Source organism: Paraoerskovia marina DSM 21750 (assembly GCF_000701465.1).
GTDB lineage: Bacteria > Actinomycetota > Actinomycetes > Actinomycetales > Cellulomonadaceae > Paraoerskovia > Paraoerskovia marina.
Window position 1 is genome coordinate 521,427 of record NZ_JNIY01000004.1, and the last position, 17,513, is coordinate 538,939.

Below are 17,513 nucleotides of genomic sequence, written 5' to 3' on the forward strand. Positions count from 1 at the left end.
CATGCGCCTCTACGTTCCGACGACCCTCGACGAGCTGCTCGACGCGGCTTCCGCACCGCTGTGGACCATCGAGCCCCGCGCGGCGCACGCCGTGACCGCTCCGCTGCAGGAGTCCGAGCCCGACGAAGACCTGGAGGGATGGGAGTTCGTCGCGGCCCTCGAGGCGGCCGACGACTCTCTGGCGCTCATCGCGGGGCTGGGGGACGTGCCCCGCCAGCGAGTCGTCGTCACCGTCGAGGTGCCGGACGAGGCTGTCCGCGTGATCGGAGTGGTCCCGACCGACGACACGCCCGACGACGCACCGGCACCGAGCGCGGTCGAGATCGTGCAGACGGTCCCCGAGGTGGAGATCGTCTGCGCCCACGTCGACGAGCCGGGCGCGTCCGTCGACGTCGAGGCCGTCATCGCGGCGGTCGACACGGACGACGACGAGGCACTGGCCCGGGCGTTGGACCGGCTCGGTGAACGCGGTCTGCTCTGGTACGACCGCAGCGAGCTCGCGGACATCCCGTCGGAGTAGGTGCGGACGCGCCGATCGCCGTCGATCAGCGGCTGACACCCTGAGGATCGGCCTCAGCCGAGGCGTTCGAGAACTGCGTCGTGCAGCAGGCCGTTGGTCGCCACGGCGTTCCCCCCGAAAGGCCCGGGGGTTCCGTCGAGGCTCGTGAATCGTCCTCCCGCCTCGGTGACGATCGGGACGAGTGCCGCCATGTCGTAGAGCTCGAGCTCGGGCTCGGTGGCGATGTCGACCGCACCCTCGGCGACGAGCATGTAGGACCAGAAGTCCCCGTAGGCGCGGGTGCGCCAGCAGTCGCGCGTCAGGTCGACGAGCGCATCGAGCTTGCCCGCCTCCTCCCATCCGCCGAGGCTGGCGTACGAGAGCGACGCGTCGCCGAGCTCCTTGACCCCCGAGACCTGGATCCGGGTGGCCTTCGGGAGCGAACGGCCGGTCCATGCACCGGATCCTTGCGCGGCCCACCAGCGCCGGCCGAGCGCGGGTGCCGAGACGAGTCCGACCACGGGCTCGCCCTCGTCGACGAGAGCGATGAGTGTCGCCCAGACCGGGACGCCGCGGACGAAGTTCTTGGTGCCGTCGATGGGGTCGACGACCCACCGCCGCGAGCCGTGACCCGCGGACCCGAACTCCTCACCGAGGATCGAGTCACGCCCGCGTGCCCGCGACAGGGTCGAGCGGATCATCTCCTCGGCAGCCCGGTCCGCGTCGGTGACAGGCGTGTTGTCCGGCTTGGTCTCGACGCTGAGATCGAGAGCCTTGAACCGTGCCAACGTGTGCGAGTCGACCTGGTCGGCGATCACATGGGCGAGGCGGAGGTCGTCGTCGTACGAGGGCATGCCTCACACCGTAGCGGTGCGAGCCGCCATGAGGCGGCGGAACGAGGCGACACGCACGGACCGATTCTCCCTTTCGTCCGGTGCGGCGGCGTCGACCCAGGCGTCGAGCGCGCAGTCGACCGCCTCGACGGCGTGGGTGCATCCCCGGGGGCAGTCGACGGACACGTCCGCGAGGTCGTCGAAGGCGGCGAGCACCCGGTCGGGCTCCACGTGAGCGAGGCCGAAGGAACGGATGCCGGGCGTGTCGACGACCCAGCCGGCGCCGTCGGGCAGTCGCAGTGCCACGGCGGAGGTCGAGGTGTGCCGGCCTCGGCCGGTGACGTCGTTGACGTGGCCGGTGGCACGCGTCGAGTCGGGGACGAGGGCGTTGACGAGCGTCGACTTGCCGACGCCCGAGTGCCCGACCAGCACGGAGATCTTCCCGTCGAGCTGGTCCCGCACCGGTCCGAGCGGTCCGATAGACCTGTCGTGGTCGTCCATGCTCGTGACGATGACGGTCACGCCGAGCGGCTCGTACTTCTGACGGAGGGGCGCGGGGTCGGCGAGGTCGGCCTTGGTGAGGCAGAGAGTCACCGACATCCCGGCGTCGTACGCTGCGACGACGGCGCGGTCGATCATCCCCTCCCGCGGTTCGGGGCGGGCGAGCGCCGTGACGATCATCAGCTGGTGGGCGTTGGCGACGACGATCCGCTCGTAGGGGTCGGTGTCGTCGGCGGTCCGCCGCAGGACGGTGTCGCGCTCCTGGATGCGGACGATCCTCGCGAGGGATCCGTCGTCCCCGCTCGTGTCCCCGACGAGATCCACCCGGTCGCCGCAGACGACGCGGTCGCGGCGCAGTTCCCTGGCGCGCATCGCGACGACCACACGCTCGTCCGGCGTCCCCTCGTCGACGAGGGCTGTGTAGCGACCCCGGTCGACCCCGGTGACGAACCCGGTGCGCGCGTCGGCGTGCTCCGGGCGGATCTTCGTGCGCGGGCGTGACCCACGCTTGTTGGGACGCTCGCGGAAGTCCGACTCGTCGCGCAGTCGGGAAGCCATCAGCGGCTGCCGAGCATGTCGACCCACATCTGCGGAAAGTCCGGCAGGGTCTTCGCCGTCGTCGCGACGTTCTCGACCTCGACGCCGGGAACGCGCAGACCCAGGATCGCGGCGGAGGTCGCCATCCGGTGGTCGTGATAGGTGCGGAAGGTCCCGCCGTGCAGCGCGGCCGGTTCGACGACGAGCCCGTCCTCGGTCTGCGTGCACCGTCCCCCAAGTCCGTTGATCTCGTTCTCGAGCGCCGCGAGGCGGTCCGTCTCGTGACCGCGGAGGTGCGAGATCCCACGGAGGCGGCTCGGGGAGTCGGCGAGCGCGGCAAGGGCGGCGATGTTGGGTGCGAGCTCGCCCACGGCGTGCAGGTCCGCGTCGATGCCGTGGACGGTGCCCGTACCGGTGACCGTGAGCACACCGCCCTCGAGCGACGTCGTCGCTCCCATCCGGGTCAGGATCTCGGGGAGCTGTGCGCCGGGCTGGGTGCTCGACGTCGGCCAGCCCGGGATCCTCACGGTCCCGCCGACGACCAGGGCGGCAGCAAGGAACGGCGCCGCGTTGGAGAGGTCCGGCTCGACCCGGACGTCGCGCGCGGTGATCGGCCCGGGCTCGACCCGCCACTCGTCGTCGGAGACGGTGACCGCGACACCGGCCGCCCGCAGGGTCTCGACGGTCATGTCGATGTGGGGCCTGCTCGGAAGGGTGTCGCCCACGTGACGAAGAGTGAGGCCGTCGTCGAACCGTGCACCGGCCAGCAGCAGCCCGGAGACGAACTGGCTGGAGCCCGAGGCGTCGACGTCGACGGATCCGCCGGTGACGTGCCCGGTCCCGGCGACGGTGAACGGCAGCAGTCCGCGTCCGTCGTCGTCGATGCCGACCTCCAGCCCGCGGAGCGCGTCGAGCACAGGACCCATCGGTCGAACCCGGGCGCCCTCGTCGCCGTCGAGGTGCACGGCGCCGTCGGCGAGCGCCGCGATCGGCGGGACGAACCGCATGACGGTCCCGGCGAGGCCGCAGTCGATGCTCACGTCGCCGTGCAGCCGACCCGGCCGAACGTGCAGCGTGCTGGGCTCGTCGCCCTCGGTGATCTCGATCCCGAGCGCGCGCAGGGCCGCGATCATGAGGTCGGCGTCGCGGCTCCGCAGGGCACCGCGCAGGACGCCGGGCCCGTCGGCCAGCGCGGCGAGGACCAGGAGCCTGTTGGTCAGCGACTTGGAGCCGGGCACCTCGACGGTCGCGTCCACCGCCCGAGCGGTGGACGGGGCCGCCCACAGCGGAGTGTCGGCGGCGAGGTGGTCCGTCTGCACGGGCTGCGAAGTCATGCCGCCAATCTAGTGGATGGTCGACGAGACCCTCCGCCGGGCCCGTCGGGACGGACGGTCAGACGCCCGTGGCGTGCACGGCCTTCTTGGCGCGGCGGGCCGCGCGGCGGCCCGAGTCCTTGACGGAGTCCGTCGCCGCGTGCACGGCCATCTGGGCGTCCTTGCCGGCGAGCTCGACGGAGGTCGAGAGGTCCTTGCGAGCCTGCGCGATCCGCCACTGCACACCCGGGCGCCCCTCGTAGTCGGCCCCGGCGATCAGCGCGGCGCCGATGGCGCCGACCGCACGGACGAACTCCGGGGTGCGCTCCGACCGTGGCCGCGGCCCGTTCGACAGCGGTTCGTTCACGACCGCGAGGGGGAGGTTCAGCGCCGCGAGCGCGAGGGCGGAGGTGCGGGGGACCACGCCGAGCGCGAGGGTGGTCCCGGCGAGCGCCACCGCGGCGCCGTGCGCCCGGACAACGAGCGTGAGCTGCTTGTCCGTGAGCTCGGTGTCGGTCGCCACGCGGGAGCCGACCAGGTCGGTGCCTGCGCGGGCGGCGGCCAGGTGCTCCTGAGGCCGGGTGACCGCGTGGACGCCGTTGTAGACGAACCAGCTCGCGAGCATCGGTCGTGCGATGCGGCGCAGGATCACAGTGCACCTCCGGCTGCTGCGGGTGCGTCGGCCGACTCGCCGCCGTCACCGATGGTCTCGCGGGCCACGAAGTTCTCGAGGTCGAAGAGGTTGCCGCCGGCTCGCTCTGCGACGGCCAGCAGCGTGGTCGCCGAGGCGACCTCCTCGACCTGCTCCTTGAGGAACCAGAGCATGAACTGCTCGCCGAGGGCGTCGCCCTCCTCGCGCGCCGCGCGGAAGATCGCCTCGATCTGGGTGGTCACCTCGCGCTCCTGGGCGAGGGCGAGCGCGATCGGCTCGGTCACCGAGCCGAAGTCGTTGCGCACGGCCGACGTGCCGGGGATGACCGCGGGGATGTCCCGGTCGAGCATGTGCTGCACGATCATCATCGCGTGGTTGCGCTCCTCGAGCGCCTGGCGGTAGTAGTGCGCCGCGAGCTGGGGCAGGTCGTTGGCGTCGAACCAGACGGCGATCGCCACGTACTGCTGGTGGGCGTCGAGCTCGTGCCCGACCTGCTCCCGGAGGAGCGTGACGTACCGCGAGGTGTTCTCAGGGGTGCTCATGCCCCCACGGTAGCGACGCCGTCCGGCACTCACATCCTGGCGCGCCCACGGAATATGCACGGATGCCCTGCCGTTAGACCCGACGTGAGACAGACGACGAAGAACCCAGCGCGGCCGCCGGCCCTCGTCGACCCGAACGCGGATCCGGCGGTCGTCGTGACGCTGCCCGCACGCCGGGGCGCCTCGGAGCACGCCCGGCCCGTCCTCGGGCTAGGCTCGTTGCTGATGACGGACGACGACCGCCCTGAGGGCGCTACGCAGATCGAGCTCGGCGACGACCCGAACCGGGCACCCGAGGCGGAGGACGCCGCGGCGCGTGCCGTGCGCTTCGAGCGTGACGCCATGCAGTACGTCGACCAGCTCTACTCGGCGGCGATGCGGATGACCCGCAACCCGACCGACGCGGAGGACCTGGTGCAGGAGACCTACACCAAGGCGTTCGCGGCGTTCCACCAGTACAAGCCGCACACGAACCTCAAGGCGTGGCTCTACCGCATCCTGACGAACACGTTCATCAACACGTATCGCAAGAAGCAGCGCGAGCCGCAGAAGTCCCAGGCGGACGAGATCGAGGACTGGCAGATCGCCCGCGCCGCGTCGCACACCTCGCAGGGCCTGCGCTCGGCGGAGGCCGAGGCGCTCGACGGGCTCCCGGACTCCGACGTCAAGCGCGCGCTCCAGGAGCTCGCCGAGGACCGACGGATGGTCGTCTACTACGCCGACGTCGAGGGGTTCCCGTACAAGGAGATCGCCGAGATCATGGGCACGCCGATCGGCACCGTGATGTCCCGGCTGCACCGCGGGCGTCGCCAGCTGCGCGAGCTGCTCGCCGACTACGCCGTCGAGCGCGGACTGGTGAGTCCGAAGGAATCCGGAGGAGAGCTGTGATGGACAAGACCGAGCGTCGGGTCGGGGGCGACGACATCCGTGTCGTCACGCCGATCCCTCATGCCACGGGCAGCGAGTCGGACTGCGAGCACGCGATCGGGCACCTGTACGAGTTCCTCGACTCGGAGATGACGGCCGACGACGAGGCGAGGATGCGCGCTCACATGGCGCACTGCGCCCCGTGCCTGGCCGAGCTCAGCGCCGAGGAACTCGTCAAGAGCCTCGTCCGCCGCTCGTGCAGCGAGCAGGCCCCGGAGAGCCTGCACCTGAGGATCCGGGCTCAGCTGTCGGTCACGACGACGTACGTGGTCGACGAGGGCTGACCGAGCCGCGAACGACGAAGGGTCCGGACCAGACGGTCCGGACCCTTCGTCGTTCGCCGCGCAGCGGCGGATGCCTCAGGCGTTGGGGCGCTTGCCGTGGTTGGCGGCGTTCCCGCGACGGCTGCGACGCTTGCGTCCACGCTTGCTCATGTCGTTCTCCTTCAGGGATCGTTCCGCGGCGACATTCACCGCGGGCAGGGCGACCCCATCACGCATGTCTGGGATCTGATCACCCTATGGTCCCACATCTGTCCGCGGTCGTGTCACGCAGGTCGGGCACGGGGCGCGGTCGCTCAGCTCGGGGTGTCCTCGGGGAGGCCGAGCCACTCGTGCCATCCGGTGTGCAGGACGAGCCACGCCATCAGCCCGTAGCCCGCCTGGCCCGGGTGGAGGTTGCCGTTCTGCGCGAGGTCGGCGTGCCACTGCTCGTGCGAGGCCAGGGGGGTGAACGTGTCGACGTACGGCACGCGACGCCGTGCGGCGACGTCACCGTACGCGCTGCTGAGCTCGGCGAGCCGGTCCGCGTCCTCGGACAGACCCGGGGGCGGCCCGACGACGAAGGCCGGGATCCGACGGGAGTCGGCCACGTCGAGGATGTTGGCGAGGTTGAGTCGCGAACGCGCCACGGAGAGGACAGAGCTGGCGTCGTGCCGACCCAGGGCGACGACGAGACGGTTGTCGGTCTCGGCCTCGGGGCCGAACCGGGGTGCGCACTCGACCTCCCAGCGCTGGCTGAGTCCGGTGGTCGTCTCTCCCGGGACGGCGAGCGGGAACGACATGGCGGTGCCCTCGAACCGGGTCCGTGCCATGACTCGCCCGGTCCACCCCAGGCCCTTGGGGTCGCCGACGCCGACGCTCAGTTCGTCGCCGACGACGCAGATCCGTAGTTCCTGTCCACCCACGTGTTCTCCTCCGTCGCTCCGGCCACATTCTCCGCCATCGCGTCGACTCGCGCGCGCAGGGCGCGCGGACCGCCGTCAGTGCGGCGTGATTCCCCACGTCGAGACGTGGGACTCGCCGGGCGCGAGCCGGACGAGGAGGTCGCCGGTGCGGAAGGCGTCGGCGATGCAGCTCATCGGTTCGACGGCGACGCCCGTGCGGCTCCACGTGTCGCCGACGTGGTCGCCGGTGCAGACCTGCCACGCCTGAGCCCATGCGGCGGCCCAGACGGTCGCGCCGGAGCCGTCGGGCCGCGTCAGCACTGCGCGCGAGCGACCCGTCGAGTCCCTCGCCGGGTCCAACCAGGCGTCGTCGAGGTCGAGGTCGGCCAGCACACGGGGTGTGCGCAGGTCGAAGTCTCCCGCGACCGGCTCGGACCCGGTCGGGAGCAGCCGCTCGTCCACCGTGACGTGCGTGGCGGCGTCGAGCCGCAGCGTGCATTCGTCGAGGTCCGCGCCCTGCGGCGAGAGCCACGGGTGGAACCCGGACCCGTACGGCAGGTCACCCGTCCCCGTGTTCGTCGCGAGGAGCTCGACCGTCAGTCCGTCGTCGGCCAGCGTGTAGGAGATCTGCGCGCTCAGCCCGAAGGGGTAGCCCGGCTGCGGGGCGAGGTCGAGCGCCAGGGTGACCGACGACGTCGTGTGCTCGGCCACGGACCACCGGACCCAGCACGCGAGCCCGTGCAGCGCCGTCGTCCGGGCGGTCTCGTTCACGGGAGCCTGGTGCCGCACGCCGTCGAACTCGTACGTGCCGTCGCCCAACCGGTTCGGCCAGGGGAGCAGGACCGCGCCGTGCGAGGCCGGCGCCAGCTCGGTCTCGGCGAAGGGCACGACGACGTCCGCACCCGCCGAGGTGTAGCTGCGCAACGCGGCGCCGACCTCGGTCACGACGGCGTGCTGGTCCCCGAAGGAGATCGGGAGCTGGAGGCCTGACGGCAGGAAGACGGTCACGACTGAGTACGGTAGCGCGCCGTCACGTCGTATCGTGCATATGAGCAGTCATCAAACAAAGGAGCGCGTGATGGAACACCACAACCTCGGACGAACCGGACGCGCCGTCTCCGTCGTCGGACTCGGCACCTGGCAGCTGGGTGCCGACTGGGGCGACGTGAGCGAGCAGGACGCCCGCGCCGTTCTCGACGCGTCGGCCGAGGAGGGTGTCACGTTCTTCGACACCGCGGACGTCTACGGCGACGGACGCAGCGAGAAGATCATCGGTGGATGGCTCGCCGACCACCCCGGGACGGCGACGGTGGCGACCAAGATGGGCCGCCGGGTGGACCAGGAGCCCGAGAACTACACGCTGGCGAACTTCCGGGCCTGGACCGACCGCTCGCGGACGAACCTCGGGGTCGACCGGCTCGACCTCGTGCAGCTGCACTGCCCCCCGAGCGCCACGATCGAGAGCGACGCGACCTACGACGCCCTGGACACCCTGCGCGACGAGGGGGCGATCGCCGCCTACGGCGTCAGCGTCGAGACCGTCGACCAGGCGCTCGCGGCGATCGCGCGGCCCGGGGTCGCGAGCGTGCAGATCATCGTCAACGCGTTCAGGCTCAAGCCGCTCGAGGAGGTGCTGCCCGCAGCCTCCGCCGCCGGGGTGGGCATCATCGCGCGCGTGCCCCTGGCCTCGGGCCTGCTGTCCGGCAAGTACACCCGGGAGACGACCTTCGCCGAGAACGACCACCGCACGTTCAACCGGGACGGCCAGGCGTTCGACGTGGGGGAGACGTTCTCGGGCGTGCCCTTCGACGAGGGCGTCGAGGCCGCCGTCGAGTTCACCGCGCTGGTGCAGGACACCGTGGGCGACCGCCTGAGCCCCGCGCAGGCCGCGATCATGTGGCTCTGGCAGCAGCCAGGTGTCTCCACGGTGATCCCGGGGGCGCGGGACGTCGACCAGGCCCGCGCGAACGCGACCGCCGGTCGTGGGGACGTGGTGCTCGGCGCCGGCTTCACGCGCGGCGTCCGGGACATCTACGACCGCCGCATCCGCGCGGCTGTCCACGACCGGTGGTAGCGCTGCGTCAGCGCCTCGCGCTCTCCGGCACGTAGTCGACCGGGGCACCCTTCGGCACCGCGTCGCCCTCCAGGGACTCCTGGTACTCCTTGGCGATCTTGCCGAAGACCTTGTAGAGCACCCAGCTGTGGACCTCGCTGTAGTTGTACGGGGTGTCCTCGTCCGGGTTCACGGTCAGGTTGTAGATGTGCGGCGTCGCGAGCTGCTCGATCGGTGCCGTGCCGTCGACCACGCGGTGCGTCAACACCTTGAAGTTGCGCCACCGCAGACCGACCTGGAGCTGGTCGAAGAACATCAGGAAGTGCTCGCGGTTCGACTCCTCCTGCCGGCCCGTGAGGAACGCCGACTGGTCCACCCCGTCGAGGACGCGGTCCTCGGGGACGAGGTCTTCCGCCTCGATGAGCGAGAGCAGCGTGGGGAACCAGTCGACGACGTGCATCATCTCGTCGGTCGCACCCGTGCGCAGGTGGTCGGGCCAGCTCACCACGCAGGCTGTGCGGTTGTTGCCCTCGTAGGTCGAGAAGTAGCCGCCCTTCCAGGTGCCCTCGGCGCTGCGGTTGTTCGGTGCGTGGAACGTCGTGTCGCGCCCGTTGTCGCCCGCGAAGACGATAATCGTGTCGTCGCGGATACCGAGCTCGTCGAGATGGTCGAGAAGCGTGCCGAAGTCCGCGTCCAGCATTTGCATGCAATCGGCGACCTGGCCGCCGTCCGAGCTCCCGATGAACTCTTTCCGGGGAAGTGTCGGGAAATGCATGTTCGAGTGGTTGAAGTAGAGGAAGAACGGCTCATCGGCGTCGACCGAGTCGGTCATCCACTGCTTTCCCTTCTCGAGGAAGTCGAGGTCGATGTCGCGCCGGACCTCGCGGTCCAGCACCTTGACCTTGCGCATCTGGCCGGGCGCCTGCGACTCGATGACGTAGGACGGCTCGAGGTCCGTCGCCCGGAAGAACTTGTCGTCGGGCCACATGGACTCGTCCCAGGTGCCCTCGATGCCGTACCAGTAGTCGAACCCGTGGTCGGTCGCGTAGCGGCCCGGTTCGGCGCCGCAGTGCCATTTTCCGAGGATCGCGTTCCGGTATCCCAGCGTCTTGAGCTGGCTCGCCACCGTGACCTCCCACCCCACGAGCCCGCTGCCGGGCAGTGCCGACGTGCAGCCGGTCCTCGTCGAGTGGCGTCCGGTCATCAGGGCCGAGCGGGTGGGCGTGCACTGGGCCTCGACGTTGTAGTTGGTCAGCCGCAGGCCGGTCTCGGCGAACGCGTCGACGCGCGGTGTCCGGGCGCCGATCCCGACCCCGCCGCCGTAGCAGCTGATGTCACCCGTGCTGATGTTGTCGACATGGAAATAGAGAACATTTGGGCGCTTTGCCATGGCGAAAATCCCTCGTTCGTGCGGTCGACCCTCACGATCGCCCGTCGTTCGCTACTGTAACGACAAATGCCGAGGTGCGAGAGTTGACGAGGGAGAGATATGGACGTCATCGCAGGTCTGTTCAATATCGTTCTGACGATCTTTATCGTCACCACGATGCTCACGGCAGGTTTCAACACGACGTTCGAGCAGCTGCGCGCAGCGCTGTCCAAGACCAGTCTGGTGGTTTTCGTGCTGCTCGTGGCCTTCGTCCTCCGACCTCTGGTCGGCTGGGGTGTGGCCGAGGTGTTCGCCCTGGCGGTCCCGGCCTACGTGGCGATGGTCCTGCTGTGGAGCTGTCCGGGCGCGCCCTTCGGCGCGAAGCTGGTGATGACCGCGAAGGCGGACGTCCAGACCGGTGCCGTGTTCCAGGTGATGATGGCGGCGATCGGCTCGCTCACGTTCGCGCCGACGGCGAACCTGATCATCGGGGCGGCGGACCTGGGGGACGACGTCTCGCTCCCGGTGGGACAGCTCATCCTCACCGTGGCACTGCTGCAGCTCCTGCCGTTCGTCATCGGCGTGCTCACCCGCCACTGGACCCCGGACCAGGCTGCGGAGTTCGGAGCCTTCACCGGCAAGGTCTCGAGCCAGACGTTCCTCGTCGTGCTCGCCGGCGCACTCCTGGGCAGCTGGGACGCCGTCGTCGACCTCTTCGGGACCGGAGTCGTTCTCGCGGCGATCGTCGCATCCGTGGTCATGATCGCCCTCGGCTGGTTCCTGTCGTCGGGATCGCGGGAGACCCGGTGGTCCACCGCACTCATCGAGCCGTGCAGCAACTCCGGGCCTGCCTTCGCCGCGGTGGCGATCGCGTTCGACAACGACCCGGAGATCCTCGGGGCGATCACCGCGATCCTGCTGTTCCAGATCGTGGTCGGTCTGCCGGTCTCGTCGTTCGTCGGGCGCAAGGAGGCGAGACTCGCGCAGTCCGCGGCGTAGTCTGCGCCACGTCGTCGGCGCCCGCCCCGGACGCCGAGGCGGGCGACGTTCCCACGAACGCCGACGGGGCCCGGCCGAGAACTCTCGGCCGGGCCCCGTTCAGGTGGTGACGCGCGTCAGCGGGCGAAGGCCTGCTCGATCAGCACGGCCTGCTGGGCCTGGTGCTTCTTCGCCGTCCCCGCGGCCGTCGACGCGGAGGCGGGACGTGAGACGACCTGCACCTGCGGGAGGTCGTCCGGGAGGCTGATGTGGATGAAGGACCACGGCCCCTGGTTCTGGGGCTCGTCCTGCACCCAGACCACGTTGTCCGTACCGAACTTCTCGATCTCGGCGCGGATGGCGTCGACGTCGAGCGGGTAGAGCTGCTCGAGACGGACGATCGCGGTCCTGTCGTCCTTGCGCTTGGTGCGCTCCGCGAGCAGGTCGTAGTAGACACGGCCCGAGCAGAGGAGGACCCTGTCCACGTTCGCGGGCGTGACGCCGTCGTCCGTGATGACCGGCCGGAAGGTTCCCGACGTGAAGTCGTCGACCTGGGAGGCGGCGGCCTTGAGACGCAGGAGCTGCTTCGGCGTGAAGACCACGAGCGGGCGACGCGGCCGGTCGTACGCCTGCCGGCGGAGCAGGTGGAAGTACGACGCCGGGGTCGACGGCTGCGCGACGATCATGTTGTCCTGCGCCGCCAGCTGGAGGAAGCGCTCGATCCGGGCCGACGAGTGGTCCGGGCCCTGGCCCTCGTAGCCGTGCGGCAGGAGCATGACGACCGAGGAGTTCTGACGCCACTTCTGCTCGGCGGAGGAGATGAACTCGTCGATGACGGTCTGCGCCCCGTTGACGAAGTCACCGAACTGCGCCTCCCACAGGACGAGGGCGTCGGGTCGCTCGACCGAGTAGCCGTACTCGAAGCCGAGGGCGGCGTACTCGCTCAGCGACGAGTCGTAGACCCAGAACTTGGCCTGGTCGCCGGACAGGTACAGGAGCGGGGTCCACTCGGCGCCGGTCTCGCGGTCGTGCAGCACCGAGTGGCGCTGGACGAAGGTCCCGCGGCGCGAGTCCTGGCCGGCGAGCCGGACCGGCGTGCCCTCCATGAGGAGCGAGCCGAACGCGACGAGCTCGCCGAAGCCCCAGTCGATGTTGCCGTCCGACGACATCTTGTGCCGCTTCTCGAGCAGCTGTGCCAGCTTCGGGTGCACCGTGAAGCCCTCGGGGGGCGCCGCGTGCACCGCGCCGACGCGCTCGAGCACGCTCGGGTGCACGGCGGTCTGCCAGCCGACCATCGTGCCGGCGTCCTCGCGCTGCGACTCGGGGCGTTCGAGGCCGGCGATCGGCTCGGACTTGGCGGGCGGGGTGTATCCACCCTCCTTCGTCTCCGAGAAGACGCGCTCGAGCTGTGCCTGGTAGTCCTTGAGGACCGCCTCGGCCTCCTCGACGGTGATGTCGCCGCGGGCGACGAGGTTCTCGGTGTAGATCTTGCGGACCGAGCGCTTGGCCTCGATGAGGTTGTACATCAGCGGCTGGGTCATCGACGGGTCGTCGCCCTCGTTGTGGCCACGGCGGCGGTAGCAGATCATGTCGATGATCACGTCGGTGTCGAACTGCTCGCGGAACGCGAAGGCCAGCTCGGCAACGCGGACGCACGCCTCGGGGTCGTCCCCGTTCACGTGGAAGATCGGCACCTGGTAGCCCTTGGCCACGTCCGTCGAGTACGTCGTCGACCGCGCCGAGGACGGGCCCGTGGTGAACCCGACCTGGTTGTTAATGATGACGTGGATCGTCCCGCCGGTGCGGTAGCCGCGCAGCTGCGCGAGGTTCAGGACCTCGGGCACCACGCCCTGGCCGGCGAACGCCGCGTCACCGTGGATCAGGATCGGCAGGACGGAGAACCCGTCGCCGCCGAGGTCGATCTTGTCCTGCTTCGCCCGCACGATTCCCTCGAGCACGGGGTCGACGGCCTCGAGGTGCGACGGGTTCGCGGCGAGGTAGACCTGGGTCTGCGCGCCGGACTCGGCGGTGAAGGTGCCCTCGGTACCGAGGTGGTACTTGACGTCGCCCGAGCCCTGGACGCTCTTCGGGTCGAGGTTGCCCTCGAACTCCGCGAAGATCTGGGCGTAGCTCTTCCCGGCGATGTTGGCCAGGACGTTGAGTCGTCCACGGTGCGCCATGCCGATGCACGCCTCGTCCAACCCGCTCTCGGCGGCCTTTGACAGCACCGCGTCGAGGAGCGGGATGACGGACTCGCCGCCCTCGAGCGAGAAGCGCTTCTGCCCGACGAACTTCGTCTGCAGGAACGTCTCGAACGCCTCGGCGGAGTTGAGCTTGCGCAGGACGCGGAGCTGGTCCTCGCGCGGTGTCCGCGCGTAGCCGGACTCGAGCCGCTCCTGCAGCCACCGGCGCTGCTCGCGGTCGGCGAGGTGCATGTACTCCGTGCCGATCGAGCGGCAGTAGGAGTCGCGCAGCAGCCCGAGGATGTCGCGCAGGGAGTCCGTGGACTTCCCGCCGAACCCTGCCGTCGGGAACCGGCGCTCGAGGTCCCAGAGGGTCAGCCCGTGGTTCTGGATGTCCAGGTCGGGGTGCTTGCGCTGACGGTAGGTCAGCGGGTCCGTGTCGGCCATCAGGTGGCCGCGCGAGCGGTAGGAGTGGATCAGCTCGGCGATGCGGGCGGGCTTGGCGGCCTCGACCTCGGCGTCGACGGTGTTGTCCCGGACCCAGCGCACCGGCTCGTAGGGGATGCGCAGCGCGGTGAAGACCCGGTCGTAGAAGCCGTCGAGCCCGACGAGCTTGTTGCCGATGATCTTCAGGAACTCGCCGGACTGGGCGCCCTGGATGATGCGGTGGTCGTAGGTCGACGTGATCGTCAGGACCTTCGAGATCGCGAGCCGGGAGAGGCGCTCGATCGAGGCGCCCGCGAACTCGGCGGGGTAGTCCATCGCGCCGACACCGATGATGGTGCCCTGCCCGGGCATCAGGCGCGGCACCGAGTGCACCGTGCCGATCCCGCCGGGGTTGGTGAGCGAGATCGTCGTGCCCTGGAAGTCCGCGACGGTCAGCTTCGACCCGCGAGCCTTGCGCACGAGATCCTCGTACGCCGTCCAGAACTGCGCGAAGTCGAGAGTCTCGGCCTTCTTGATGCTCGGGACGAGCAGCTGGCGCGAGCCGTCCGGCTTGGCCAGGTCGATCGCGAGCCCGAACCCGACGTGGGCCGGCTGGTTGACCGCGGGCTTGCCGTCGAGCTGGGTGTAGGACGCGTTCATGACCGGCATCTCGGCCAGCGCCTCGACGAGCGCGTACCCGATCAGGTGGGTGAACGAGATCTTCCCGCCACGACCGCGGGCGAGGTGGTTGTTGATGACGATGCGGTTGTCGACCATGAGCTTGGCCGGGATCGCGCGCACCGACGTGGCGGTCGGGACCTCGAGGCTCTGCTCCATGTTCGTCACGACGCGGGCGGCGGGGCCGCGCAGCTTGGTGACGTCGTCGCTGAGGTCCTCGTCCGGCGTCGTCGAGCGCGAACGCGCGGACTGCGCGTACGGCGCGGTCGCGGGCTGTGCGGTGGCGACCGGGCGTGACTCCGTCACGGCGTGCACGGCGGCGTTGACCTCGGGGTCCGCTGGTACGGCCGGTGCTGCCGGCTTCTGCGCGGCCTCGGCGGCGGCCGACCCGTCCCGGACGGCCTGCGGTGCCTGCTCGGCGTCCGACTCGCTGGTTGCCGCGTCGTCCTGTGACGACTGGACCGAGGTCCCGTTCACCGCTGCTCCCTTGCCTTCGGGGCGCTCCGTGGGCCGATAGTCCGCGAAGAAGTCCCACCACGCGGGGTCGACCGCGTTCTTATCCTTGAGGTACTGCTCATAGAGCTCGTCGACCAGCCATTCGTTCGCTCCGAACACGGAGCCGACGCTGCTGATCGACTCTGACTCAGCCTTCGGGGACACGCGAAAATCGCCCACCTTCACCACGGGTCGAACGGGTTAAACCTGACGGTGCCCGGCTCAGAGCCGGGACCCTCCCAGCCTAGGCCCTCGTCAGGCCCTGGCCATCCGCGCGGTGGCTCCGATCCGGGCGTCGCGGGCGCATGCCAAGAGCGGGTAACGGAGGTGTGGCGACTCGATAGAGAGTGATCCCCGATCGGTCACTCCGGTGCCATGGCCGGGTATGGCGGCCGCCATGACGTAAAGGACTGTGACGAAGGTCACAATTGCGGTTCTCTCGTGTCGCCCCCGTCGAGGTGGGCAGGGAGACCTGCCGCGGGGCGGTGCGCCGGCAGCGTGACCCGCATGGTCGCACCGTCGCTGCTGTCCGCGACCTCGACCTGCCCACCGTGCAGGTCGACCGCCCACCGCACGATCGCGAGGCCGATCCCGGTCCCGCCGCTCGCGCGACCGGGGCGGGGCATCTGGTTGGTCCCGCTGACGAACCGGTCGAAGATCCGCTCGCGGTCCGCCTCCGCGATGCCCGGGCCCTGGTCGATGACCTCGATGACGACGACGTCGCCCTCCGCGGTCTGGTCCGCATAGCCCTCGAGGCGGATCTCGCCGTCCTGGGGGGAGTGGCGGATCGCGTTGTGGACGAGGTTCGTGACGACCTGGCGCAGTCGCTCGCGGTCCGCGTCCACGACGAGGTCCTCGGGCGAGACGTCGACCACGTATCGAAGGTCCTTGCCGGCCTCGGTCATCGAGAGCGAGCTGGCGCTGTCCTCGAGGAAGTCGCCGACCAGGACCGGGGAGATGTTGAGCTCGGCCGCGCCCGCCTCGATCCGAGAGAGGTCGAGCAGGTACGAGACGAGCCGCGTGAGCCGCTCGGTCTGGTCGAGCGCGCCCTGGAGCGTGGCCGGCGTCGGTTCCGTGACGCCGTCGACGAGGTTCTCGAGCTGGGCCTGGAGTGCCGCGACCGGGGTGCGCAGCTCGTGCGAGACGTTCGCGATCAGCTCCCGTCGTACCCGGTCGGAGGACGCGAGGTCGTCGGCCATCATGTTGAAGGCGACGGCGAGCTGGCCGACCTCGTCGTGGCTGGTCGCGTGAACCTCGCGCGAGTAGTCCCCGGCGGCCATCGCCTGGGCGGCGGTCGTCATCTCGCGCAGGGGCGACGTCATTCCGCGCGAGAGCAGTCCGGTCAGGAGCAGCGAGACGCCGATGGCCAGGGGGAGCGTCCGGGAGGGGCCCAGGTCGTTGCGCAGGCCGATCCAGGTGATGAAGACCCCGAGCAGCACCGATGCCGCCACGACGACGCCGAGCTTGACCTTGATCGACCCGAACCGGTCGAGCGGTCGGACGTCGGGCAGGGTGTGACGGCGGGCGCCGGGCGTCCCGTTGGCGGGCACGTCAGGCCGGAGGCTCGAACGCGTAGCCGACGCCGTGGACCGTACGGATCAGGTCTGCACCGAGCTTGCGGCGCAGGGCCTTGATGTGCGAGTCGACGGTCCGCGTGCCGGACGCGTCGGCCCAGTCCCAGACCTCGGCCAGCAGGCGTTCGCGCGTGAGCACCGTCTTGGGCGAGCTGGCCAGCATCACCAGCAGCTCGAACTCCGTCGGCGTCAGGTGCACCTCGTCCCCGGCGCGGAACACGCGGCGCTGGGCGCGGTCGATCGTGACGTCGCCGATCACCAGGGGCGGCTCGTCGGTCGGGTCCGAGGCCGCCTGCGACGTGCGTTCGACGCGGCGCAGGAGCGCCTTGATCCTCGCCACGAGCTCGCGCATCGAGAACGGCTTCGTCATGTAGTCGTCCGCCCCGACGCCGAGGCCGATCAGCATGTCGGTCTCGTCGTCGCGCGCGGTGAGCATGAGGATCGGCACCGGGTGCTGCGCGTGCACGCGCCGCGTGACCTCGAGACCGTCGATCCCGGGGAGCATGACGTCCAGGATCATCGCGTCAGGATGCAGCCGCAGCGCGGCCTCGACACCGGAGAGTCCGTCGTTCGCGACCTCGACCCGCCAGCCCTCGGCGGTCAGGCGTTGCGCGATGGCTGAGGCGATCGTCGGTTCGTCCTCGACGACGAGCAGTGTGGCCGGCTTGCTGGCCTGGCTCCCAGTGGTGTCTGACATGGAAACTAGAGTGGCACAACAGTGCGGGGAGCGCGTGGAGGACGACGCGTGCGTCGACCGATACGATCTCTCCCATCATGAAACGAAAGTA

General features: G+C 70.1%; 17 protein-coding genes. 5 read left to right on the forward strand and 12 right to left on the reverse strand.

Annotated features, from left to right (window positions below; all coding sequences use genetic code 11):
• Window position 1: 1 nt before the first annotated feature.
• Window positions 2-520, forward strand: coding sequence for a DUF6912 family protein (locus Q343_RS0108515; RefSeq protein ID WP_029253158.1), 519 nt, complete (start codon window positions 2-4; stop codon window positions 518-520).
• Window positions 521-573: 53 nt separating this feature from the next.
• On the opposite strand, the gene hisN is transcribed toward Q343_RS0108515, so the two are convergent.
• The 5 genes from hisN to Q343_RS0108540 are packed head-to-tail and all read right to left on the reverse strand — an operon-like array spanning window position 574 to window position 4,877.
• Entirely contained in the window at window positions 574-1,353 is a 780-nt protein-coding gene (gene hisN, locus Q343_RS0108520) for a histidinol-phosphatase (protein ID WP_029253159.1), read from the reverse strand.
• Window positions 1,354-1,356: 3 nt separating this feature from the next.
• Window positions 1,357-2,391: a ribosome small subunit-dependent GTPase A gene (gene rsgA / locus Q343_RS0108525; RefSeq protein WP_029253160.1), complete on the reverse strand. Its 1,035-nt coding sequence runs from the start codon at window positions 2,389-2,391 to the stop codon at window positions 1,357-1,359.
• Window positions 2,391-3,704 carry a 3-phosphoshikimate 1-carboxyvinyltransferase gene (aroA, locus tag Q343_RS0108530; RefSeq protein ID WP_029253161.1) on the reverse strand — a complete coding sequence of 438 codons (1,314 nt, stop codon included), beginning with the start codon at window positions 3,702-3,704 and terminating at the stop codon, window positions 2,391-2,393. The genes rsgA and aroA overlap by 1 nt, the downstream gene beginning before the upstream one ends.
• A gap of 58 nt (window positions 3,705-3,762) precedes the next feature.
• The gene (locus Q343_RS0108535) at window positions 3,763-4,335 is read right to left on the reverse strand and encodes a DoxX family membrane protein (protein WP_155990685.1); all 573 of its coding nucleotides are present in this window, start codon (window positions 4,333-4,335) and stop codon (window positions 3,763-3,765) included.
• A complete protein-coding gene (locus tag Q343_RS0108540; protein ID WP_029253163.1) occupies window positions 4,332-4,877 on the reverse strand; it encodes a ferritin in 546 nt (181 codons plus the stop codon). Before Q343_RS0108540 ends, Q343_RS0108535 begins: the two co-directional genes overlap by 4 nt.
• A gap of 84 nt (window positions 4,878-4,961) precedes the next feature.
• Between Q343_RS0108540 and Q343_RS0108545 the strand changes: the two genes are divergently transcribed.
• Window positions 4,962-5,765: a sigma-70 family RNA polymerase sigma factor gene (locus tag Q343_RS0108545; protein ID WP_345940095.1), complete on the forward strand. Its 804-nt coding sequence runs from the start codon at window positions 4,962-4,964 to the stop codon at window positions 5,763-5,765.
• Window positions 5,765-6,088: a mycothiol system anti-sigma-R factor gene (gene rsrA, locus Q343_RS0108550; RefSeq protein WP_029253165.1), complete on the forward strand. Its 324-nt coding sequence runs from the start codon at window positions 5,765-5,767 to the stop codon at window positions 6,086-6,088. Before Q343_RS0108545 ends, rsrA begins: the two co-directional genes overlap by 1 nt.
• Before the next feature lie 75 nt (window positions 6,089-6,163).
• Here rsrA and Q343_RS15750 read toward each other — a convergent pair whose 3' ends face one another.
• From Q343_RS15750 to Q343_RS0108560, 3 genes are all read right to left on the reverse strand, one after another.
• Window positions 6,164-6,238, reverse strand: a complete 75-nt coding sequence (locus Q343_RS15750; RefSeq protein ID WP_407946483.1) for a 50S ribosomal protein bL37 — start codon at window positions 6,236-6,238, stop codon at window positions 6,164-6,166.
• A 143-nt stretch (window positions 6,239-6,381) separates the two neighbouring features.
• Window positions 6,382-6,990 carry a GDSL-type esterase/lipase family protein gene (locus tag Q343_RS0108555; protein WP_029253166.1) on the reverse strand — a complete coding sequence of 203 codons (609 nt, stop codon included), beginning with the start codon at window positions 6,988-6,990 and terminating at the stop codon, window positions 6,382-6,384.
• Window positions 6,991-7,065: 75 nt separating this feature from the next.
• Window positions 7,066-7,977 (reverse strand): aldose 1-epimerase family protein, encoded by a 912-nt coding sequence (locus tag Q343_RS0108560; protein WP_029253167.1) that lies wholly within the window; start codon window positions 7,975-7,977, stop codon window positions 7,066-7,068.
• A 70-nt stretch (window positions 7,978-8,047) separates the two neighbouring features.
• Here Q343_RS0108560 and Q343_RS0108565 point away from each other — a divergent pair, with 70 nt between their 5' ends.
• Window positions 8,048-9,043: an aldo/keto reductase gene (locus Q343_RS0108565; RefSeq protein WP_029253168.1), complete on the forward strand. Its 996-nt coding sequence runs from the start codon at window positions 8,048-8,050 to the stop codon at window positions 9,041-9,043.
• Between the two features lie 7 nt (window positions 9,044-9,050).
• On the opposite strand, the gene Q343_RS0108570 is transcribed toward Q343_RS0108565, so the two are convergent.
• Entirely contained in the window at window positions 9,051-10,412 is a 1,362-nt protein-coding gene (locus tag Q343_RS0108570) for an arylsulfatase (protein ID WP_029253169.1), read from the reverse strand.
• A gap of 99 nt (window positions 10,413-10,511) precedes the next feature.
• Between Q343_RS0108570 and Q343_RS0108575 the strand changes: the two genes are divergently transcribed.
• Window positions 10,512-11,390, forward strand: coding sequence for a bile acid:sodium symporter family protein (locus Q343_RS0108575; RefSeq protein ID WP_029253170.1), 879 nt, complete (start codon window positions 10,512-10,514; stop codon window positions 11,388-11,390).
• Between the two features lie 116 nt (window positions 11,391-11,506).
• Here the strand turns inward: Q343_RS0108575 and Q343_RS0108580 are convergent, their stop codons facing one another.
• The 3 genes from Q343_RS0108580 to Q343_RS0108590 all read right to left on the reverse strand — a co-directional run bounded on the left by Q343_RS0108580 (window position 11,507) and on the right by Q343_RS0108590 (window position 17,422).
• Complete coding sequence (locus tag Q343_RS0108580) at window positions 11,507-15,316, reverse strand: multifunctional oxoglutarate decarboxylase/oxoglutarate dehydrogenase thiamine pyrophosphate-binding subunit/dihydrolipoyllysine-residue succinyltransferase subunit (RefSeq protein WP_029253171.1); 3,810 nt, start codon at window positions 15,314-15,316, stop codon at window positions 11,507-11,509.
• A 257-nt stretch (window positions 15,317-15,573) separates the two neighbouring features.
• On the reverse strand, window positions 15,574-16,701 hold the full coding sequence (locus Q343_RS0108585) for a HAMP domain-containing sensor histidine kinase (RefSeq protein ID WP_052367027.1): 1,128 nt from the start codon (window positions 16,699-16,701) through the stop codon (window positions 15,574-15,576).
• Window position 16,702: 1 nt separating this feature from the next.
• A complete protein-coding gene (locus Q343_RS0108590) occupies window positions 16,703-17,422 on the reverse strand; it encodes a response regulator transcription factor (RefSeq protein WP_029253173.1) in 720 nt (239 codons plus the stop codon).
• Window positions 17,423-17,513 lie beyond the last annotated feature (91 nt).